This window comes from Polaromonas sp. P3_B1 (genome assembly GCF_056402935.1).
In genome coordinates, this window is record NZ_JBFUGK010000048.1 from 12,804 (window position 1) to 33,515 (window position 20,712).

Consider the following 20,712-nt stretch of genomic DNA (forward strand, 5'->3'; position numbering starts at 1 on the left):
GCCAGCCTTGCGGCGTGAGGCCCGGTGGGTTTGCGCGAACGAAACTTGTTGCATTAATTTACAGGGGCCCCACGCGGTGGCCTGTAGGACAAGGTCGGAAATGCCGCCCCATGCTGATTCGGTAAAGAGCCCAGCGGCGCAACCAGTGGAGGGGTTTTCACCAGCGGGGGCCGAGGGTCCGGCTTCGCCGGCCCCAGGCGCCGTCCCCTCGAGGGGGGAACAGGCTACACGCAGTGAGCCTGGACGGGGGTGAGCTTATTCAGAGGGCATAAAGAAGCTGCGCGGATGGCTGCGCCAGCGTGCCCAGATGGCGGATCGGATACGCGCGCGGTCCACATTGCTCACGTTGTGCGCCTGCAGGGCCAGGCGAAAGGCGAGGTAAAAACTCACGCCGAGATTCAGCGCGCCTATCAGCGGAATGGCCGCGACGCACCACCAGATGGTGGTGTGCCTGAAGGCCTCCAGGCCCAGCGAGGCGCCGGCCGCGGCCAGCTGGCCGGTGGACAGCGTGACGTGGCGCGCCTGGAGTTCCGCGCCGAAGAAACCGGTGAAGGCCGGGATCAGGCCCAGCATGAAACCCAGCGCGATGTTGGAGGCGAAGCCCGAGATGTTGTCGCGCATGAAGCTCGACCAGCGTGCGGCGCGCTCGCTGCCCAGCACGGCGGTAATCCGCGGGTTGTGCCGCATGGCCGAGTCCAGGCGGTGCAGCACAAACCAGTTTTCGGTCCAGCCCGCGATCATGCTGGCCGCGAACAAAATGCCGCCGGTAAAGCCCGCCCACATGAGCGCGGGGCCCAGCAGCGTCAGCGTCTCCAGCACATGCTCCGCGTCGGTGTGGCTGATCATGGGCCGGCCCAGTAGCAACAGCACCAGCGTGTTGACCAGCAGCACCGCCGGCACCACCATGAACACATTGCCGAAGACCGCCGCCACCTGCGAGCGCACCAGATGCGTGACCTCGTCGACAAAGGCCTCTATGGTGCCGGCGGAATCGGCCGAGCCCAGGTCCTTGAGCTTGGCCGCCATGGCCGGCGCCGTCATGGCCGGCTGCTTGGTGGCCAGCGTGAAATGCAGCAGCTGGATCAGGATGAAGCTGGCGGCATACATGAGGCCGGACCAGAAGCCGCCCCAGAAGGCCGAAAGGCCCATCGCGACGATCATGAACTTGAGCAGCGTGGTGAGGGCCGTGACGGCGCCGCCGCCCATGGCCTTGCCCAGCATTTCGCGGTACTCGGCGCGCGTGCGGGTGATGTAGGTCTCGCCGGTCTCGGCGCTGCGCTCGGCCACCTTGGCCGACAGCAGCGTGGAGTTGGCGCTGATCAGCGCGCCTACGCTTTTGCCCTCTTGCGCGGTGATGACGCGGCGCCCCAGCAGCTTGACGGCCGCCATGGCCGGCTTGGGCGAGACCAGGCTGTCGAGCAGCTCGCGCACGCGCAGCATGCGCTCGCGCAGCTGGCGCAGGCGAAACACCATGCCGACCGAGATGCCGTTGTCCTCCAGGTGCGTGTAGATGCTGTTGACCGCCTGCCGGCAGGCGTCCAGCCTTTCGCGGTATTGCGCGATCGCTGCCTGCAGCTGCGCCTCGTCCCGCTCGGGCTTGAAGAAGGCGTTGCGCAGCCCGTCGATGTCGGCCGGGAGCGCATGGAAGGCGCGCGCATGCGGCGTGGCGCGGTTCATGCGCAGGCGCAACTCCGGCGCAAAACCGGTGGCGCGAATCTGCGCGGTGCAATAGGTCAGCGCGTCCATCAGGCTGTAGTGCCAGTGCAGCGTGTCCAAGTCGGGGCTGGCCGACAGCAGCAGGCTCAGCCGCGAGACCTGCGCTTCCTCGAGCGCCCCCATCCATTGCGCGTCAAAGCGGGTGGGCACCACCAGGGGGAACAGTTCGGAGGCGTCGACGGTCTCGGGCGTGCCGGGCAGCCACTTGCGGCGCAGGCGCTCGGCCAGTTCACTGACGAAGGCCGTGCGCGGTGCGAAGCCGAAATCGGCCAACAGGGTGGTGATGTCCACTGTCTGGATCAGCGTCTGCCACCAGGCCTGCAGGCGCGCGCGCAGCTCGGGTTGCATCTCGACGGCATCGATGAAGGCCTGTACCCGGGCCACGGCGGCCGCGGCGGAAGTCTGGTCGCCGCGTATCCATTCGAAGAGCTTGATCAGCCAGACGTGGCGCTGGGCCAGGCCGGCGTCCGGATCCAGCGCCTTGAGCAGGGAGGCCAGGTCTTTCATCGGGCGGTCAGGGCTGGGGGCTTAATGCAGGACACGGCCCGGCGGGGTGCCGCCGTTGCCATTGCCGCCGTGCGCTTCCAGCACGAACATGGGTATCGGCACCTCAAAACGTTCGCCGTCTTCAGCCACGCAAAAATAACTGCCGTGCATGGTGCCGCTGGGCGTGCGCAGGCGCGAGCCGCTCGTGTACTGGAAAGACTCGCCCGGCTTGAGCAGCGGCTGGTGGCCCACCACGCCCAGGCCCTTGACCTCCTCGTTGTGGCCGTTGGCATCGCTGATGACCCAGTGGCGCGAGATCAGCTGGGCCGTCACCTCGCCGGTGTTGGTAACCGTGACGGTATAGGAAAACCCGTAGACATGGTCTTCCGGCGCCGATTGCTCGGGCAGGTATTGGGGGACGACTTCGCAGGAAAACTGGTATTTGGGCATGGCTGAAGGTATTGGACCCCGTTCACGGCCTCAACGAGGCCCCGTCTGGACCGTGACAGGCCGTGAACAGGTTCTTGTCCATGTTAACCGCCTGCCCCGGCTGTTGGCCGGGCGAAACAGCAACAGTGCGGAAACCCGGGCGCGCGGCTTGCTGCGACAATCCTGCCATGCCCAAAAATCAGCCGCCCACCTACCGGATCGCCCCTTCCATCCTGTCCGCCGATTTCGCCCGCCTGGGCGACGAGATCAAGGACGTCATCGCCGCCGGCGCCGACTGGATCCACTTCGACGTGATGGACAACCACTATGTGCCCAACCTGACCTTTGGACCCATGATCTGCCAGGCGCTCAAGCCGCACGCCAAAAAGGCCGACGGCACGCCAATCCCGGTGGACGTGCACCTGATGGTGCAGCCCGTCGATGCGCTGGCCGCCGCCTTTGCCGACGCCGGCGCCGACCTGATCAGCTTCCACCCGGAAGCCTCCGGCCACGTGCACCGCAGCGTGCAGGCCATCAAGGCCAAGGGTTGCAAGGCCGGTGTGGTGTTCAACCCGGCCACGCCGCTGGACGTGCTGGACTGGGTGATAGAAGACATCGACCTTATCTTGATCATGAGCGTCAACCCCGGCTTCGGCGGTCAAAGCTTCATCGATTCCGCGCTGCGCAAGATCGAGCAGGCACGCAAGCGCATCGAAGCTTCGGGCAAAGACATACGCCTGGAGGTCGACGGCGGCATCAAGGCCGACAACATCGCGCGCGTGGCCGCCGCCGGCGCCGACACCTTTGTGGCCGGCAGCGCCATTTTCGGGAAACCCGACTACAAGGCGGTCATTGACGCCATGCGGGCGGAACTGGTGAAATAGGCCGGCGCGCGGTAATGCGGATCCGCGCGCGCCAATCCCGGTAACCGGTCAGAGGCCGGACGCCGGTCCCGTCAATCATGGAGGAGCCGCATGACTGAAGCCGTAAGCGAGCAAGACGGGCGACCGCCCGTGCGCCGCCCCCGCATCCTGGTGGTGGATGACACGGCGGACGTACGGTTTTTCCTTGTCGCCTTGCTTCGGGACGGTTATGAGGTGGAGGCCGCCGAGTCGGGCGAAGAAGGCCTGCAGGTGGCGTTGTCCGAGAGGCGTCCCGAAATCATCCTGCTGGACGTGATGATGCCCGGCATGGACGGCTACGAGGTCATGCGCAGGCTGGCGCGCGACCCGCGCACCGCCGACATTCCCGTCATCTTCCTCACGGCGCTGAGCAGCGTGGAAGAAGAGCAGTTCGGGCTGGACCTGGGGGCCACCGATTACATCGCCAAACCGATCAGCCCGCCCGTGCTGCTGGCGCGCGTGAGGCTGCACCTGGAGCGTAGCGCCAACGCCAAGCGCCTGAAGACCCTGTCCGACCAGCTGTCGCGCTACCTGGCGCCGCAGGTCTACCAGTCGCTTTTTGATGGGTCCCGCCAGGCCGAAATCCAGACCCAGCGCAAGCGGCTCACGGTGTTTTTTTCGGACATCAAGAACTTCACGGCCTCCACGGCGCAGTGGCAGCCCGAGGAAGTTACGTTTTTGCTCAACAGTTACTTCGAAGAGATGTCGCAGATCGCCGCGGAATACGGCGCGACCCTGGACAAGTTCATCGGCGACGCCATCGTCATCTTCTTCGGCGACCCCCACACCCTGGGCCCGCGCCAGGACGCGGTGCAGTGCGTCAGGATGGCCGTCGCCATGCAGCAGCGAATGGCCGAGCTGCGGCAGCGCTGGAAGGCCATGGGCATTCCCAAGGCCTTCGAGATACGCATAGGCATCAACTCGGGATTTTGCGACGTCGGCAACTTCGGCAGCAACCTGCGCATGGACTACACCATCATCGGCCGGGAAGTAAACCTCGCCGCCCGGCTGGAGCAGGCCGCGGAGCCCGGCGGCATCCTGATTTCCAGGGACACCCACGACCTGGTGCAGGACGAGATCGAGGTGGAGGAACGCGAACCCGTGATCGCCAAAGGGTTTACCGAACCCATCACGGTCTACGCGGTCCGCAAAACCCCGGCCCCGCCTGCCGTGACCGCGGGAGTGATCCAGTGCGACCGGCCGGGCCTGCGGCTGGAGCTGGACCCGGGCCGCCTCACGCCCGCGCAGCGCGCGGAGGCAGCCGCCGAGTTGCGCAGGGCGCTGGACAGCCTGGACCCCCCCCCTCAGGCCGCACCGACTCCGGCGCCTGCGCCTGTATCTGCACCTGCTGCCGAAGCCGCCACGCAGGCTTCCCGCCTCGCCGCCGTGCAGGCCGCGGATGCGGCGGGCGCTGGCGATGAGGTGCTGCCGGACAGCATTGCCGGGATCAACCTGACCGTGGGATTGAGCCGGGCGATGAACATGAAGGGCTTTTACATCTCGATGCTGCGCCGCTTCATGGATGGCCGGGCCGACACTCCGGCGCGCATCCGCGAAGCGCTGGCGGCCGGCGACCCGAAAGCGGCGGAACTTCTGAGCCACTCCCTGCGCGGCGTCTCGGCGCAGATAGGCGCCACGCAATTGCCGCAGGACGCCGAGGCGCTTGAGCAGGCGCTGCGCGACAGCGCGCCGCGTGACAGCATCGACGAGCTGCTGCTGCGCATGGAGGACTCGCTTGCGGAATTGATGGATGCGCTGCGATCGGCCTTGCCCCCGCCTGAGCCGGTGAAATCGCCTTGAACACCCGGCCCGCCCCGCTTGGTGTATCTTCTTACTGCGGGCGTACGTCATTCGGGCCGGCCTTGGACCTTTAGAATCGGGCAGGGCGCCCAGGCGCATGTCATGCCCCTTACCAACAGAGAGGAGCTACACCGTGCAGTACAACGACATCTACGCAGTTACGCCCAAAGGCCAGCAGGAGTTGCGCAGCGCCGCCACCACCATTTCACCGCCCGAGGTGGAGCTGCTGGTGCGCCTCGACGGCATCCTGTCCATGGCCCAGATACGCCAAAGCGTGGGAGAGGCCGTGGGCGCGACGCTGGACAACACCGTCAAACTGTTGCTGGCCAAGGGTTTGGTGACGCAGGTCGCGCCGGATCCGTTCGCCGCTTCGCTGCAGTTCCAGCTGAGCCCGACGGCGCTCACGGAGGCGGGTGCCGAAGCCGATCTCTGCGCGGCCACGCTCAAGAAGTCCAACTACTATGTCCGCATCGCCCGCAAGCGCGAGCACCCGCGCCAGCACGCGCCCGGCGAACGCCAGTCGGCCATCATTGTGGACGACGACGAGCACCTGGCGAAGTTCCTGAACCACTACCTGACCTTCGAAGGTTTCGACGTGCGGGTGGCGGGTTCGCGTGCTGAAGTCGTGGCCGAGTTCCGCAAGCCGCCGATTCCCGACCTGGTGTTGCTGGACGTCATGCTGCCCGATGCCGACGGGTTCGACATCCTGCTGCGCATTCGCTCGCATCCCCAACTCAAGGATATCCCCGTGATCATGCTCACGGCGAAAGCGACCCGCGAGGCGGTGCTCAAGGGCCTGGCCAGCGGCGCCGACGGATACATCACCAAGCCCGTGGAGACCGAGTCGCTGATCCAGGCCGTTCGCACCGTGCTGGGCACGCAGTAGCGGGTTTGGCGAGATGAGCGGATTTCCTGGCAAACCTGGCCTGCGGGCCGCTACGCCATGAAACTGCCTTTTCGCGCCACCATCAACGTCGCCCTGGGCGCCGGGATGGTGCTGATCATCCTGAGCATCGCGGCTTCCTACTTCACGATCACGTCGCTCATCAGCGGCACGCAGAGCGAATCCGAGTCACGTGAAACGGTGTTGCTGCTCGAGCAGGTCGTGGCGGAGTTCCAGACGGCGGAGTCTTCGCAGCGGCGCTACCTGTTGACCAACGTCCCCGGAGACCTCGCCGCCTACCAGCGGGCCCGCTCGCTGAGCCAGCAGGCGCTGCAGCGGGTGCACGCGCAGGCCGCCACCAGCCAGGACTGGCGCGCGCTGGGCGAGGCCATGACGCGCCGCTTCGAGCTGATGGAGGAGGCCATCGCCGCCCGGCAGCAAACCGGGCTGGAAGCGGCGGCCGCCATCGTGAGCAACGCGCCCAATCAACGGCTTCGTGAGGAGATAGAAGCCTTGGTGGCCCGCATCAAGGCGGCGGAAACCCAGGCCCTGGAGCATTCGAAAGGCGAGACGCGGCAGACCGCGCAGACCGTCAAGCAGCTGATCCTGCTGGGCGGGTTGCTGTGCCTGAGCGTGTTCGGATGGGCCATCCAGATGATTGTCAGGACGCAGGAAAAGCGCCGCCGCATCGAGGCCAGGCTTTCCGACAGCGAGGCCATGAGCCGGGCGGTGACCGAGAGCATGGCCGAGGGCCTGGTGACAGCCACCCAGGAGGGCATCATCGTCAACGCCAACAGCGCCGCCCGCCACCTCTTCGGCTACCGGCTCGACGACCTGGTGGGCCGCGAAGTGACCATGCTGCTGCCGACGCGCTACCGCATGGGCTTTCAGGCCTTCTTCGCCAGCCTGGGCGGCCGCCAGCGCGGTTTCCGCGAATGGGACGTCAAGGTCCTGGGCCTGCGCCACGACGGCACCGAGTTTCCGGTGAATGCGTCCTTCGGCGACGTCAACGTCGGCGGCCGCCGGCTGTTTACCGCGATCATCCACGACATCACCGAAAGCAATCGCATCAGCGAGGCCCTGCACAGCAGCGAGGCCCAGCTGCGCGAACTGACCGACGCGGTGCCGGCCCTGATCGCCTACGTCGACAGGGAGGAGCGCTTCCAGTTCCACAACCGGGCCTATGAAGAGGCCTTCGGCCTCGGGCCGGAACAGATACAGAACCGGAGCCTGCTCGAAGTCCTGGGGCCGCAGCTGTACGACCAGGTCAAAAGCCATGTACGGGAAGCTCTCTCGGGGTATTCGGTGCGCTATGAATGTGTGCTGGCAATCCCCGGCGGCGAGCGGCGCGAGTACGTCATGAGCCATTTCCCGCGTTACGGCGAAGGGGACCAGCAGGGAACGGTCATCGGGTTTTCCTCGCTGGGCAACGACGTGACCGAGCTCAAGCGCATAGACCGCATGAAGAGCGAGTTCGTTTCCACCGTCAGCCACGAACTGCGCACGCCGCTCACGTCGATCCGCGGTTCGCTCGGCCTGGTCTGGGGCGGTGTGACGGGCGAGCTGCCGGCGCAGGCCAAGAACCTGGTGGGCATCGCCCAGAGCAACTGCGAGCGGCTGATCCGGCTCATCAACGACATCCTCGACAGCGAAAAAATCGAATCCGGCAAGATGAATTTTGAGCTGCGGCCTATGGAACTGGAGCCTCTGCTTGAGCAGGCCCTTGCCGCCAATGAAGGTTTCGCGGAACAGCATCGCGTGGCGCTGGTGCTGGGCAGGATGGAGGCGCCCGTCCAGGTCTGCGTCGACAGCGACCGCCTCATTCAGGTGGTGACCAACCTGCTGTCCAACGCCATCAAGTTCTCGCCGCCCGGCGGCGCCGTGCAGGTGTCGCTGCGCACGGATGCGGGACGCGCGCGCGTGGAGATCAGCGACAGCGGCCCGGGCATTCCGGATGAGTTCCGCCAGCGCATCTTCCAGAAGTTCTCACAGGCAGATTCCTCCGACACGCGGCAAAAAGGCGGGACCGGGCTGGGCCTGAGCATCTCCAAAGCCATCATCGAACGCATGGACGGGAGCATAGGTTTCACCAGCGAAAGGCAGGTGGGCACGACGTTCTTCTTCGAGCTGCCCGTGTGGCGCGAAGCGCCCCCGGTCACCGCGCCCATGGGGCTTGACGGGGTGGCGCGCCCGCGCGTGCTGGTGTACGAAGACGATCCCGACGTGGCCCAGCTCATCGGCATGATGCTGGACAACGGCGGCTATGCCGCGGACATGGCGCACACCGCCGAACAGGCGCGTGACTACCTCAAGATGGAATCGTACGCGGCGATGACAGTGGACGTCAGGCAGCCTTACGAATCCGGTTTCTCGCTGATACGCGAACTGCGGGCGAACAAGCGCACCGCACGCTTGCCGGTGCTGGTGCTGTCGGTCACCGCCTCGGAGGCGCGGCAGCAGTCCGGCAGCCAGACGCTCGGGGTCTCGGGATGGCTGGAAAAACCTCTCGACGCGCAGCGCCTGCTCGACAGCCTGGAGCGTGCCATCCAGGCCAGGCGCCGCGCCAGGCAGAACTCTTCCTAGAGCCGCTCAAAAACCTCCTGGCTAGGGGTACAGCATCTCCTTGTTGATGCTGACGCAGCCGCCCGGCATGCGGATCAGGTACACGTGATGGGTGGGCGAATACGGCAGCACGCTGATGTTGCGGCCGATCACGTTGAGCGGCTGCGCATAGCGGAAATCCTGCAGTGCAACGTCCTGGCAGGACTTGTTCCAGGTGCTGACGGTGTCGTAGCCCACGTCGCAGCCGCCCATCAAGCCCGGGCTGAAAAACGCGCTGACAAAAGTAGTGCCCGCGGGCCCGCTCTTTTCAATGGAAGCGGAGAAGGCCGACGCAGCGGGCGCCACGCGGTTGGCCATCAGCATCACGGCATAGCCTCCCTCGGGGCCCGTCAGCACCGGCCCCAGCGTGCGCAGGGCTTTGGAGCAACTGGTGATCCCGGCGCCGGAGGCGAGGCGTTCAAAGGTGTTGGCGCCGGGCGGCGCGACGGGCAACGACGGAGCTGCGGGCTGTGTCATCGTCGGCCCCGGGACTGTCGCGAATAACAATGCGGCACAGGCCGCGGCGAGGCGCCTGTGCGTCCTGTTGCGGAGGCGGTCTTGAGAAAAAGCATTCATGGCGGTCCCGGCAGTTGGGTGGGCGGCGGTGGAAAAAAGCCTGCCTAGCGTAGCGCAGAAAGGCGGCGTCGGGGAGTGGGGGTTCTGGCATGATCGCCGCTCCAGTTGCAACCCTTCCGGGTTGTCTTGCATCCTCCTGCTTTGGCCCGATCCTGGTCCGCAGAAATTCGTTTGAGGCCTCATGCGTTACACAATCATCCTGTCAGCATTGCTTCTTTGTTCCGCCTGCAGCGAAACCTCGTCGCAATCCGCCGCCGTTCCGCCCCCGGCGCAGGCCGGCACACCCGCACTACCCGACGCAAAAGAAGCTACGCTGGCACTCCTTGAGATGCTGGACATGAAAGAGCTGCAAAACGCCGAAGCAAAGCTCGGCACCTGCGTTCCAGTAGTTCAGGGCAAGCACCCCGGTCAAGTCGCTTGCACGGTGGCGCTGAAGGTCGGGGCTGGCAGTTCCGAAACTCAGGCAGATTTTTACCGCCGAGGCAATAAATGGGTGGCCCAGCCGAGCACATCGCAAGATCAGCTCCCCTTTCCAGACCCTGCGCTTTATAAGTAATTCATGCCCGACAAATTGTTTGACGCGGGCATGGTCCGAAGAAATAAGGTTTGAAACAGAAAAATTGCCGCGTCCTTCTGAAAACGTCGTTTGAATCGAAGGTGGATTCGGAATCATGGTGTGAAACAAGGGGCGCCGGACCGTTGTGAGCCTTGCTACCCATGGAGTGGGGGTTCGAAACGAGCGTCAGCGCTTCAACTGCGAGGGTCGATCGCACACGGATTACGTGACTGGCTTCTGGGCTTCTGGGCTTCTCGGCTCTTTGCTTGCCACCCGAACGATAACTGACCATCTGATCCGGAAATTCTTGACCACCTGCCTTCGAACTTCTGGCGATGGCCCACAAGAAGTTTGGCGACTTGAGGAACGAGCGAACGACTGCTTCGGGCCACTTGCAGACTTTCGCGAATGACCGCTGTGGAGGCGACAATCGGTAGCCTACCGCAGCAGCGAAAGCGGGCGCACATCAAGAAACCTCCGATCTGAAGAAGGGTGTTTTGAGCGTTGCGCGAGGTGCGATACTCATTGCCTTTCGACGTAAGCAACCCCTTGGAGTTAAGCGTATGACACTCTCTTTGCAAGACTGCGCCATGCAGGTACGCAACGGTATCCGCGCCGCTACAGCGGGTCTGATTGGCCGCGAACAACTGGCCGAGCTCATCGTCCTGGGCGCCGTGGCGCAGGAGCATCTGCTGGTGATTGGCCCGCCCGGCACGGCCAAAAGTGCGGTGGTGCGTCGGGTGGCCCAGGCCATGGGCGGGCGCTATTTTGAGTACCTGCTGGGCCGCTTCACGGAGCCGTCGGAGTTGTTTGGGCCGGTGGATTTGAAGAAGCTGCGCGAGGGCACGGTGGAAACCGATGTGACCGGCATGCTGCCCGAGGCCGATGTGGCGTTTCTAGATGAAGTCTTTCTTGGCTCCACGGCCATTCTCAATACCTTGCTCAGTGTGCTCAATGAGCGGCGCTTTCGGCGGGGCCATACTCAAATCCAGTGCCCGTTGCGGGTTTGCGTGGGGGCAGCCAATGGTCTACCGGATGACGAGGCATTAGCTGCGTTTGCCGACCGGTTTTTGTTGCACCTCTTCATTGAACCGGTACCAGACCACCAGCTGGAGGCCATGCTTGCCGGGGGCTGGCTGTCTGACCGCAGCCAGATTGCACCGCAGGCCGCCATGGTGCATCTGGATGTGTTGTGCCAGGCCTTGCACCAGGTCGATCTGGACGGCGCCCGTCCGGCCTTGGCCAATGCCATTCGGCAGTTGCGCCAGGCCGGCATACAGCTATCGGATCGGCGCATTGTCAAGGCACAGCGCCTGATCGCTGCTGCCACCGTACTAGCGGGTCGCACACAGGCTACCCAGGGGGATCTGTGGCCCATTTCGTATGTGTTGCCGACCAAAGAATCCCAGCACAGTGCGCGCGAGGTACTGCGCGACTTGCTGGCGCATTCCACGCACCCGAATCTGCTCAGTGCGGTGGAGCAAGCAACGCTGCAACCGATGTCGCGCGTGACACGGCTTCTGGAATCGGCCCAGGGCTGCATCGCGCGTACTGACGGAGAGCGCAATGCCGAGGCCGAAGCTTTGTTGCGTGAAATCGATGCCAACTTCAGCATTGACACGCTGCCCGCCATCCTGGCCCCGTGGCGCGTCAAACTGGTTGCCGTGCTGAACGTGGCGGCGTGAGCCTGGAGGGAAGAACACCGTGGCACTGGATGCGCCGCACGCATCCGGTAGTGCCCTTGGCCGTCGTTGCTTGGGGCGACAACGCGGTGCGGCTGCACGCGCGTCTGTGCGCCTTGTCGGCAGAACACTTGATGCGCTTGCAGGGTACGGCCAGCCGCGACGTGCTGGTGGTGAGTGGCCAGACCGCGGACTTGCCATGGGTAGACGGGGCTGCGTATGCCGCGCCCTGTGCCGAAGCCCCAGCGCTGTGGTTGCCCACCCTGGTCCAGCCTGACGTGCCGGGCGACCTGTTGTCGCAGGCCCTGCTGCGACGCCATCCCCGTGGCACCTTGCTACTGTGGCCCGCGCCAGCGGCCATCGTGCCACTGGACCGCCAGCTCCCGTTGTCCGAAGAACATCTACTGCGCGTTGGCGAGCATTGGGGTGCGCGGCGGAGGCGGCCGTGAGCGACGCGATGACGCTACCGCCTTCGCTACAAGCCTGGCACCCCTGGCTGACGTGGTTTGCACCTGAACTGGCCGCCGCCGTGGGCGACGTGCTGCGCCGCATGCACCCCCTGTTGGGGCGCTTTCAAGGTCGCCGCCAAGGCGGTGTGGCCGAGCCCGATGGCGTGGAGGACTTGCGTCGACGGGGATCGTATGAGCGGCTGTTGTCCAGTGAGTGGTTGCTGGCGACTGAATTGCCAGACGAGTTCCTGCGCCGCGCAGCCGGTGGCGAGCACCTGTTTCTGGCACCGCGGCCCCGGGCCATGCATGCCGACAAGCTCATCGTCGCGATCTTCGATACCGGGCCGTGGCAGTTGGGTGCACCGCGCCTGGCGCACCTGGCCCTGTGGATTTTGCTGGCCCGCCGGGCTCAGGAAGCCGGTGGAGCATTGCGCTGGGGTGCCCTGCACCAACCCGGCCAGTGGCATGACGCAAACACGCCCGAGCAGCTCAAACACATGTTGCGCACGCGCAGCTTTGACGTGGCGGGAGATGCACAGTGGACGCAATGGACGCAGTGGCTGGAGGCCAACGCAACCGGCGTAGGCGAAACCTGGTTGATGGGTCACGCGGTGGGCGGCGCACGTGCGCAAGCCAGGCCACCATCACACACGGTACAGATACGCGCGGGTTTAAACGGCGACATGCTGGAGGTTGCCTTGCGCACCGGTTCTGCGGCACGCGCCATGCAAGTCCCCTTGCCGCCCGCACAACCGGCCGCGCGCTTGCTGCGCGGCCAATTCTTCCCCGAAGCGTCAGCCCGGGCGCACGAGCAACGGTCGGACCGCCTGTCATTGAAGTTTGCACCCATCATCGCGCCCAATGGATTGCTGGTCACGGTGCCGCTATTGGATCAGGCAGGGGCCATGATTTTTCGCATACCACCCCAAGGCGAACGTAAGCGCGGAAAGCACAAGCAGCAACACTGGGGAAAAGGCGCCGAACTGCTATGCGCGGCATTCTGCGGCAAGTCGTTTACCGCAGTGCTAAGCCAAAAAGAGCAGCTGTACTTCTGGCAAAACCAGGCGCTGGGTACGCAGCCGCGGCCACTAAAACAAGCGTTTGACGCGCCACCGGGGCGCGGCTCCTTGTTGCCGTGCATCTGGCAGCGCGATGCCAGCCATTCGCGCCTGTTTGTGCAGGACAGCGCGGGCCGCCTGGTTTTTTGGGTCGGCGTACACCAACACAAAAGTGTTCCCGATGCGCGTCGCGGCCCGATGATTCTGGACCATGGGCTGCTGGCCATGGCACCCGTGGACGACCATCGCCTGGTCTATGTGAGCCGCGAAAAGGAACAGCTGTGGGTTCGCTTTGCAGGGTCCCATGGTCGCGAGCAAATTACCCACCAACTGAGTTTGAGCCCTGACAAGCAGACCAAAGTGTTGTTGACCGGAGGACTGCGCTGGAACAAGGGGTTTGGTGGCTGTGCGGTGCGCACGTCGGCAGTAGATGCACCTGAACTCTGGCAGGTACAGTACGGATCAACAGCCGTTGACGTGCCCCATGAGCGCTGGCAGATTGAACTGGCCCCGGGTGCCAAGGCGGTTGGGTTGGTGCAGATAGCGTCGTCGGGCGATTACGCACTGGTGGTGCAGGCCAGCAACCGCCATGATCTTGCACTACACACAAGCACCGGTGCCGAACCGCTGCTCACGCTGACATCGGCCATTGCGCGGATCAGCGTGTGCCCCAACACAGGTCTGACGGCGATGCTCACTGCGGATCGCGCACTGCACGTGTACTCGCTGGCGGACAAGGTGTTGCGCCTGGTCGTGCACAGCGGCGCCACGACACCCGAATCGGACGCAATCCATGGCTGAAGCAGACGACACCGTGACCTCGGCCGGTGTGCGCCACCCTCTGTTGCTCGGTCACCAGCCGGTGGCCGGACTCTGGTTTCCCAACGACTGGCTGGATGAAGCACAGCGCAGCCAACGGGTGCTGGCGCACTGGCAGCCCGGTGCTACGGTGTGGCGATTCGCGCAGGGGGACCTGTTGCGCTTTGCTGCGGTTCGGGAGTTGCAATGCGAGTCGCTGGGCGGCTGGCCACTGCGCCAGCAAGGGCAAACGCTGTGCTCGGCACCGCTGACGCCACAGGAGGCGGCGGCCTTACCGGCGGCCGATGTGTGGCTGGTGGTAGGTGCGCAGGTCTGCACACTGCATGTGCGCGACGCCCGACCGGTGGACCCGGCGCAGTGGCTGGCCGTCGACAGCCTGGCCCTGCACGACACCTATGACTGCAGTGCGACGCTGCCCGTCGCGATCAGCCTGTTGCCAACGGCGGCACGCGACGTGCGCGATGTGTTGAACGGCCGCGTTGGCGCGCCCACCGAAGCGCAACGCGAATTTCTTGCCGCCATGGCCAATCGCCAAACCGGCAACGCCGTGGATTCGACACGCCCGCCGGGCCTTGGCGCGTCACCGCGATCCGTCTTTCGCTGGCCACCGTGGGTTGCCGTTCTGTTGGTGGTCTTGCTGGTGGCGATGCTGTTCAACGGCTCGGGCCTTGTCAGTGTCGGCTTGCTCAAGTTGATCGGCTTTGTGCTGCTGGCGCTGTTTCTGCGCCGTGGCCTGCGCAGTGGCACCTCCTGGAACTCCACACCCGCGCCCCCAGCGACGGCATCGCCCGTGGCACGCGCTGGCGGCAAGCCACCGTTTACCTTGCCAGAGCGCGCCAAGGGGTCGTTCATGCCGCAGGTCTGGCGCCAACGACTGGCCCGTCTGGCCATCACCATCCAACTGTCACAGCTGCTGGGGCGCCGCCAAGCTGCCTATGTGCGCAAAATGCTGGATCTATTCGAATCGGGTCAACTCGACGAAGCCCTGCGCCACGCCATTCCCTTGGGGGTCGATAGCCAGTCGCTGGGGCAGGCTTTTGGAACGCCCAGCGCGCGCAACGATCTTTCGCTGAACCGAAGCAATGCTGCAGCGACGAGCATCAGCTTTGGCGCCGACCTGGATGCCCATCTGCGCCAGCTGTACCGCCAGACCTTCGAGAAATTGGACCGCGCCGGACGGGTCGACGAGGCGGTTTTCGTGCTGGCCGAGCTGCTCAAGTCGCGCCAGGAGGCGCTGGACTACCTGGAAAAGCATGGGCGCTACCAACAAGCTGCGGAACTCGCGCTGGCCTGGGATTGTGCGGCCGATGTGATCGTGCGCATGCACTGTCTGGCGGGGGATTGGCGCATGGCACTGGCGGTGGCGCGGCGAGACAAAGCGTTTAGCCATGCAGTGTTGCAGCTGGAAAAACGCTGGCCAGACGCCGCAGCGCGCCTGCGCCAGGAATGGGCGCAGACTCTGGCCGCAGGGGGTGACTGGCTAGGCGCGGTGGACGCCATGTGGCCGCTTGCCGCCGAGCGCGCGCGCGCCACGCAGTGGCTATTGACCGCCGAATCCGCCGAAGGACAGCTCGGTGCACGGGCGCTCGTCAAACGCGCTGTGCTGTTGCCCGAAACCTGGGTCGACTGCGCGCAGCGCCTGCAAACCTTGCGCGACGACCCCGCGTGCCAGGACGAGCGCCATGCAGTGGCTCAGGCATTGCTGGCGCTGAATGAACGGCCGGCACAGGTGAAGCAACTTGCACGCATCGTGCTGCCGGCGGTCTTGGCCGACCAGGCCCGCCACGGCCGCCTGACCAAGACCGACCTGCAGCGCCTGGTGACGCTGGCTGCCGACCCCTGGCTGCAGGCGGACCTGCCCAACGCGGCGCTGCCAGCGGTGACCCCGCAAGGACTGGGACTGACAAAAACCACGATGCTGGGCCAGTGCCCTGACGCCGGTAGCCTTGCGATTCTGGATGCAGTGCCTCTGGACGACGGACGCCACCTGGTGGCACTGGGCGAAGCCGGTGCAGCCATCGTCGACCGCCACGGCCGTATCACGGCGCGCTTTGCCGTACCTGCCGAGCGCATTGTGATTGCCCACACCCGCCAAATGGCGCTGGTGCTGGCGCAGCGCGACCGCGTCTCGCGGGTGAGCCGGCTGGACCTGGCCAAACGCCAGGTCCAGGACCTGGGCATGGCCGAGTTGGCCCATGTGGCCACCGAATTTGACGGCATTGCCTGGACAGTGGCCAGCGGCACACGATTGCGCGTGCTCGACACCCAGCATGGACTTCAGGAGGTATTGTGGCAAGTAGCCGATCTGCCCGGGCAGGTCCGGGGGCTGTCGGTCAACGCCCATGTGGAGCAACTGGTGCTGGAAGATCAACAGGGCAACCTGGAGCTGTGGCGCTATGGCCTGCCATTGCGCCGCCTGCTGGCGCGCGGCGAAACCATGCCCCAGCGACTACCCCACACCGCCTTGCGCGTGCTCTACCCCAACGGCGGTGTGATCGACATCACCCTGGCACCGGACGACCAGGGTCGTGCCTGCGTGAGCTATCGCTTGCACACCCGCACCTTTGCGCTGGAACCGTTTGCGGGCCATGCCGAACTCACCGGCGAGGTGCACGCGGTCGTCGACGCATCGTGGTTGTTGCTGTGTGTCAGCGGGCACACACGCAGCCAGGTGGTTGTGGTGTCGCTGAGTGATGGTCAGGTGCGCTCCAAGCTGGACTGGCCGGCACAGGCCCAACCCCAGATCCGCCTGAGCGCCGGGCACTGCCTGGTGTTCGATGCGCAAGGACGGCTGTGGTCCATCGACACTACGAGCAGCGTGGCAAGATCCATGACCCTGACGTAGTGCCGTGCATAACAGTTTGCTGCCGCTTTGGTAGTACTACCAGCATATCCGGCGTGTGCTATCGATGCCTGGTTCGGCATATAGACTGTGGCCGCCGACGCGAAATTGACCAGGTGTGCCAGTTTCAGAGTGACCAGGGTTTTCTCAATGACAGCACTGGTCAGTTCATCATCGGCACAAACTGCTGAAAGTGATCAAACTGGAACTGGCACCAACACTCATTGAGCGACCGCCGCATTTTGAACTCTATTACTTTGATTTGAACTCTATTACCTTGAACCAAGGCAGCTTCGATGCCGCCATGGTGGACCTCGACGGCACATTGGTTGACACCCTGGGCGACTTCGTGGCCGCCGTGAACGCCATGCTGGCCGAATTGCGCAAGCCGGGCCAGGTGCCGCTGCAACTGGATGCGGCGACCGTCGGTCGTATGGTCGGGAAGGGCTCAGAGAATCTTGTGAGGGCGGTGCTGGCGCATGCCGGGGCGGATATGCCCGAGCGCTATGCCGACGCCATGGCGAGCTACCAGCGGCATTACGCCACGATCAATGGCTTGCACTCGACGGTGTACCCCGGAGGACTGGAAGGCTTGCGTGCCCTGCAGCAGGCCGGGCTCAAGCTGGCTTGCCTGACCAACAAGCCGCTGGCCATGGCGCGCCAGTTGCTCAAGCTCAAGGGCCTTGACGGTTTTTTCAGTGAGGTGTTTGGCGGCGATTCGTTCGAGCGCAAGAAGCCCGATCCCTTGCCCTTGCTCAAGACCTGCGAGGCGCTGGGCACCGAGCCCGCGCGCACCCTGATGGTTGGAGACTCCAGCAATGACGCCCGGGCCGCGCGCGCGGCGGGGTGCCCGGTGCTGCTGGTGACCTATGGCTACAACCATGGCGAACCGGTGCGCGAAGTCGACGCCGACGGCTTTGTCGATTCGCTGGCAGAACTGCGTTTTCAGAGATGACACGCAATGCGGCGGCACAAACGGCAACGGGGCTTTCGCCCCGTTGACCGCGTGAAAGCCCGCGAACCTTTAGCTGGTTTTACCCAGCATCGCGTCCTTGAGTTTCCAGTCGGCGGGCTGCGGGCCCAGCCAGATACGCACCAGGGCGTTGAAAAATTCGACTTCCTTGAAGGGCTCGCCTTGCGGTTTGCCTTTGACGGAGATCACGGTGCCGGTGCCGGGAATCCAGTCGATGGTGAAGCCTTCGCCGGCCACCAGCTTCTTCTGGTCGGCAAAGACCTGGCCCATCCTGATGAGGCCGGGAATCAGTTTGGACATTTCCGCCTTGGGCGCGTTTTCGGTGAAGGCGGTGGTGAAGCTCTTGCCGAGTTCGTTGGAATCAATCTCGCGCAGCAGGGTGATGCTGATGCGCTTGGGTCCGGCCATGGTGTAGACCTCTTCCGGGGTGGTGGCTTTTTTGGGCAGGTACATCCCGGCCACGTAGACCTTGAACACCGCCTTGTAGCGAATGCCCGCCCCATTGAGCTGGAGCTTGGTGCCGTGAACCTCGACCGGGTCGTCGAGCTTGACGCCCGACACCTCCATTGGTGCGGCAAAGGTGCCGAATGAGAGCACCAGGCCGGCCAGGCCCGCGATGCATCGCGTTGTCAAAGTCATGGGCTGTCTCCAAAGAGTGGTTGGAATAGAACGAGCGTTCGTTTTTATCCCCTATTTTCGAGTTCCACGGCGGCCCCTCGCAAGAGGGTTTGCGAGATAAGCATTAGTACTAGGACCTGTTAGCAGAGCCAACCGGGCCCGGCCCAGCTTTTATTTCCCGCGTCCTTTAACCGGGCCGGCCTCGGTCTTTGCTACACTTTGCTCTACATGTTTATTCATCGCATCATTCAAACAGGTTGTGGCGACCGGGGAGCCTGGCCCTGGCGTACCTGTCATTTCTCGCACGCCTGAAGCGCATGCGGCCGGCACGTCAAGACGCTGCCATCGGTCCGCACAACCGCCGCAGGTTCTGCGGCACCCCCTTTCCCCTCTTCCATCGATGCCCCGCAACCCGGCGGTGCATCCCGGCCCCGGTCTTCGGGGTGTGTGAATGACTGGCGGCCGCGCCCCAAGGCGCTTGGCCCCCTAGCGAAGGATTTACCGTGATCACTGAACTCGAATTTAAAAGCCTGGCCGGCCAGGGCTACAACCGCATTCCCCTGATGGCGGAGGCGTTTGCCGACCTTGAGACGCCGCTTTCCCTGTACCTCAAGCTCGCCCACTCCAAGGACGGCGGCAAATTCAGCTTCCTGCTGGAGTCCGTCGTCGGCGGCGAACGCTTTGGCCGCTACAGCTTTATCGGCCTGCCGGCCCGCACGCTGGTGCGCGCATCGGGCTTCGGCGCAGACCGCCTCACCGAGGTGGTGACGGACGGCCGGGTCGTGGAAACCTCGGGGCTCAACCCCCTGGACTTCATCGCTGACTACCAGAAGCGCTTCAAGGTCGCGCTAAGTCCCGGCCTGCCGCGGTTCTGCGGCGGCCTGGCCGGCTATTTCGGCTACGACGCGGTGCGCCACATCGAGAAAAAACTCGAAGCCAGTTGTCCGCCCGACACCCTGGGCTGTCCCGACATCCTGCTGCTGCAGTGCGAAGAGCTGGCGGTGATCGACAACCTCTCGGGCAAGCTCTACCTGATCGTCTACGCCGACCCGGCCCAGCCGGAGGCCTACGCCACCGCCAAGAAGCGCCTGCGCGAGCTCAAGGAAAAGCTCAAGTACTCGGTCAGCGCCCCGGTGGTCAAGCCCTCGCAGGGCTACCCGGCCGAGCGCGATTTCGCCAAGGCCGACTACATCGCCGCGGTGGAAAAAGCCAAGCGCCTGATTGAAGCCGGCGACTTCATGCAGGTGCAGGTGGGGCAGCGCATCAAGAAGCGCTACACCGAGTCGCCGCTCAGCCTCTACCGTGCATTGCGTTCCCTCAATCCTTCGCCCTACATGTATTACTACCACTTCGGAGATTTCCATGTGGTGGGCGCGTCGCCCGAGATATTGGTGCGGCAGGAGAGGGTGGCGGAAGGCCAGAAGATCACGATTCGCCCGCTGGCCGGCACCCGCCCGCGCGCATCCTCGCCCGAGGCCGACAAGGCCGTCGAGCACGAACTCGTCAACGACCCGAAGGAGCGCGCCGAGCATGTCATGCTGATAGACCTGGCGCGCAACGACATAGGCCGCATCGCCAAGACCGGCACGGTCAAGGTCACCGAAGCCTTCGCGGTCGAGCGCTACAGCCACGTGATGCACATCGTGAGCAATGTCGAAGGCGTGCTGCTGGACGGCATGACCAGCATGGACGTGCTCAAAGCCACCTTTCCGGCCGGTACGCTGACCGGTGCGCCCAAGGTCCATGCCATGGAAATCATCGACCAGCTCGAGCCCACCAAGCGCGGCCTCTACGGCGGCGCCTGCGGCTACCTCAGCTATGCCGGCGATATGGACGTGGCGATTGCGATACGCACCGGCATCATCAAGGACCAGACGCTGTATGTGCAGGCGGCGGCCGGCGTGGTGGCAGACTCGGTGCCCGAGCTCGAATGGAAAGAGACAGAAGCCAAGGCGCGCGCGTTGCTGCGGGCGTCCGAGCTCGTCGAGGAGGGCCTCGAATGAGCGCGGCCACCTACCCATCCATCGAACACTGCCACACCATGGCCGACGTGCGCCGCAACATCGACGCGCTCGACGACCGCATCGTGGCGCTGGTCGCAGAGCGCAGCGCTTACGTCGCGCAGGCGGCGCGCATCAAGCAACACGCTGGCGAGATCGTCGACAACGCGCGCATCGAGTTCATCGTGGACCGCGTACGCGCCCAGGCCCGCGAAGCCGGTGCTCCCGAGGCCGTCATGGAAGCGGCTTACCGCGCCATGATCGCCGCATCCATTGACTTTGAGCGCGGCGAGTTCCAACGCCTGCGCGGAAAGGCCTGAGC

The 20,712-nt window shown here is 64.6% G+C and carries 16 protein-coding genes; 12 read left to right on the plus strand and 4 right to left on the minus strand.

All coding sequences use genetic code 11. From position 1 onward, the window contains the following. Positions 1-255: 255 nt before the first annotated feature. Both AC1DXS_RS22150 and apaG read right to left on the minus strand, forming a co-directional pair. On the minus strand, positions 256-2,223 hold the full coding sequence (locus AC1DXS_RS22150; RefSeq protein WP_477739611.1) for a site-specific recombinase: 1,968 nt from the start codon (positions 2,221-2,223) through the stop codon (positions 256-258). A gap of 21 nt (positions 2,224-2,244) precedes the next feature. Next, on the minus strand, positions 2,245-2,652 hold the full coding sequence (gene apaG, locus AC1DXS_RS22155) for a Co2+/Mg2+ efflux protein ApaG (RefSeq protein WP_477739612.1): 408 nt from the start codon (positions 2,650-2,652) through the stop codon (positions 2,245-2,247). A gap of 167 nt (positions 2,653-2,819) precedes the next feature. Between apaG and rpe the strand changes: the two genes are divergently transcribed. The 4 genes from rpe (at position 2,820) to AC1DXS_RS22175 (ending at position 8,799) form a co-directional block, all read left to right on the plus strand. Next, positions 2,820-3,515 carry a ribulose-phosphate 3-epimerase gene (gene rpe, locus AC1DXS_RS22160; protein ID WP_477739613.1) on the plus strand — a complete coding sequence of 232 codons (696 nt, stop codon included), beginning with the start codon at positions 2,820-2,822 and terminating at the stop codon, positions 3,513-3,515. Positions 3,516-3,605: 90 nt separating this feature from the next. Next, entirely contained in the window at positions 3,606-5,333 is a 1,728-nt protein-coding gene (locus AC1DXS_RS22165; protein ID WP_477739614.1) for an adenylate/guanylate cyclase domain-containing protein, read from the plus strand. A gap of 133 nt (positions 5,334-5,466) precedes the next feature. Further along, entirely contained in the window at positions 5,467-6,219 is a 753-nt protein-coding gene (locus AC1DXS_RS22170) for a response regulator (protein WP_477739615.1), read from the plus strand. Positions 6,220-6,276: 57 nt separating this feature from the next. Continuing rightward, positions 6,277-8,799, plus strand: a complete 2,523-nt coding sequence (locus AC1DXS_RS22175; protein ID WP_477739616.1) for a PAS domain S-box protein — start codon at positions 6,277-6,279, stop codon at positions 8,797-8,799. Between the two features lie 21 nt (positions 8,800-8,820). On the opposite strand, the gene AC1DXS_RS22180 is transcribed toward AC1DXS_RS22175, so the two are convergent. Further along, positions 8,821-9,294 carry a hypothetical protein gene (locus AC1DXS_RS22180; RefSeq protein WP_477739617.1) on the minus strand — a complete coding sequence of 158 codons (474 nt, stop codon included), beginning with the start codon at positions 9,292-9,294 and terminating at the stop codon, positions 8,821-8,823. Between the two features lie 280 nt (positions 9,295-9,574). Between AC1DXS_RS22180 and AC1DXS_RS22185 the strand changes: the two genes are divergently transcribed. From AC1DXS_RS22185 to gph, 6 genes are all read left to right on the plus strand, one after another. After that, positions 9,575-9,949: a hypothetical protein gene (locus AC1DXS_RS22185; protein WP_477739618.1), complete on the plus strand. Its 375-nt coding sequence runs from the start codon at positions 9,575-9,577 to the stop codon at positions 9,947-9,949. A 563-nt stretch (positions 9,950-10,512) separates the two neighbouring features. Further along, a complete protein-coding gene (locus AC1DXS_RS22190) occupies positions 10,513-11,634 on the plus strand; it encodes an AAA family ATPase (RefSeq protein ID WP_477739619.1) in 1,122 nt (373 codons plus the stop codon). Positions 11,635-11,663: 29 nt separating this feature from the next. Further along, a complete protein-coding gene (locus tag AC1DXS_RS22195) occupies positions 11,664-12,080 on the plus strand; it encodes a bpX5 domain-containing protein (RefSeq protein WP_477739620.1) in 417 nt (138 codons plus the stop codon). Continuing rightward, entirely contained in the window at positions 12,077-13,939 is a 1,863-nt protein-coding gene (locus AC1DXS_RS22200) for a hypothetical protein (protein WP_477739621.1), read from the plus strand. Before AC1DXS_RS22195 ends, AC1DXS_RS22200 begins: the two co-directional genes overlap by 4 nt. Beyond that, entirely contained in the window at positions 13,932-16,802 is a 2,871-nt protein-coding gene (locus AC1DXS_RS22205; protein ID WP_477739622.1) for a bpX6 domain-containing protein, read from the plus strand. Before AC1DXS_RS22200 ends, AC1DXS_RS22205 begins: the two co-directional genes overlap by 8 nt. Positions 16,803-17,103: 301 nt before the next feature. Beyond that, complete coding sequence (gene gph, locus AC1DXS_RS22210) at positions 17,104-17,754, plus strand: phosphoglycolate phosphatase (protein WP_477739632.1); 651 nt, start codon at positions 17,104-17,106, stop codon at positions 17,752-17,754. A gap of 69 nt (positions 17,755-17,823) precedes the next feature. Here gph and AC1DXS_RS22215 read toward each other — a convergent pair whose 3' ends face one another. Beyond that, entirely contained in the window at positions 17,824-18,411 is a 588-nt protein-coding gene (locus AC1DXS_RS22215) for a chalcone isomerase family protein (RefSeq protein WP_477739623.1), read from the minus strand. Positions 18,412-18,893: 482 nt separating this feature from the next. Between AC1DXS_RS22215 and trpE the strand changes: the two genes are divergently transcribed. Further along, entirely contained in the window at positions 18,894-20,393 is a 1,500-nt protein-coding gene (gene trpE, locus AC1DXS_RS22220) for an anthranilate synthase component I (RefSeq protein ID WP_477739624.1), read from the plus strand. Beyond that, positions 20,390-20,710 (plus strand): chorismate mutase, encoded by a 321-nt coding sequence (locus AC1DXS_RS22225; protein ID WP_477739625.1) that lies wholly within the window; start codon positions 20,390-20,392, stop codon positions 20,708-20,710. The genes trpE and AC1DXS_RS22225 overlap by 4 nt, the downstream gene beginning before the upstream one ends. Positions 20,711-20,712 lie beyond the last annotated feature (2 nt).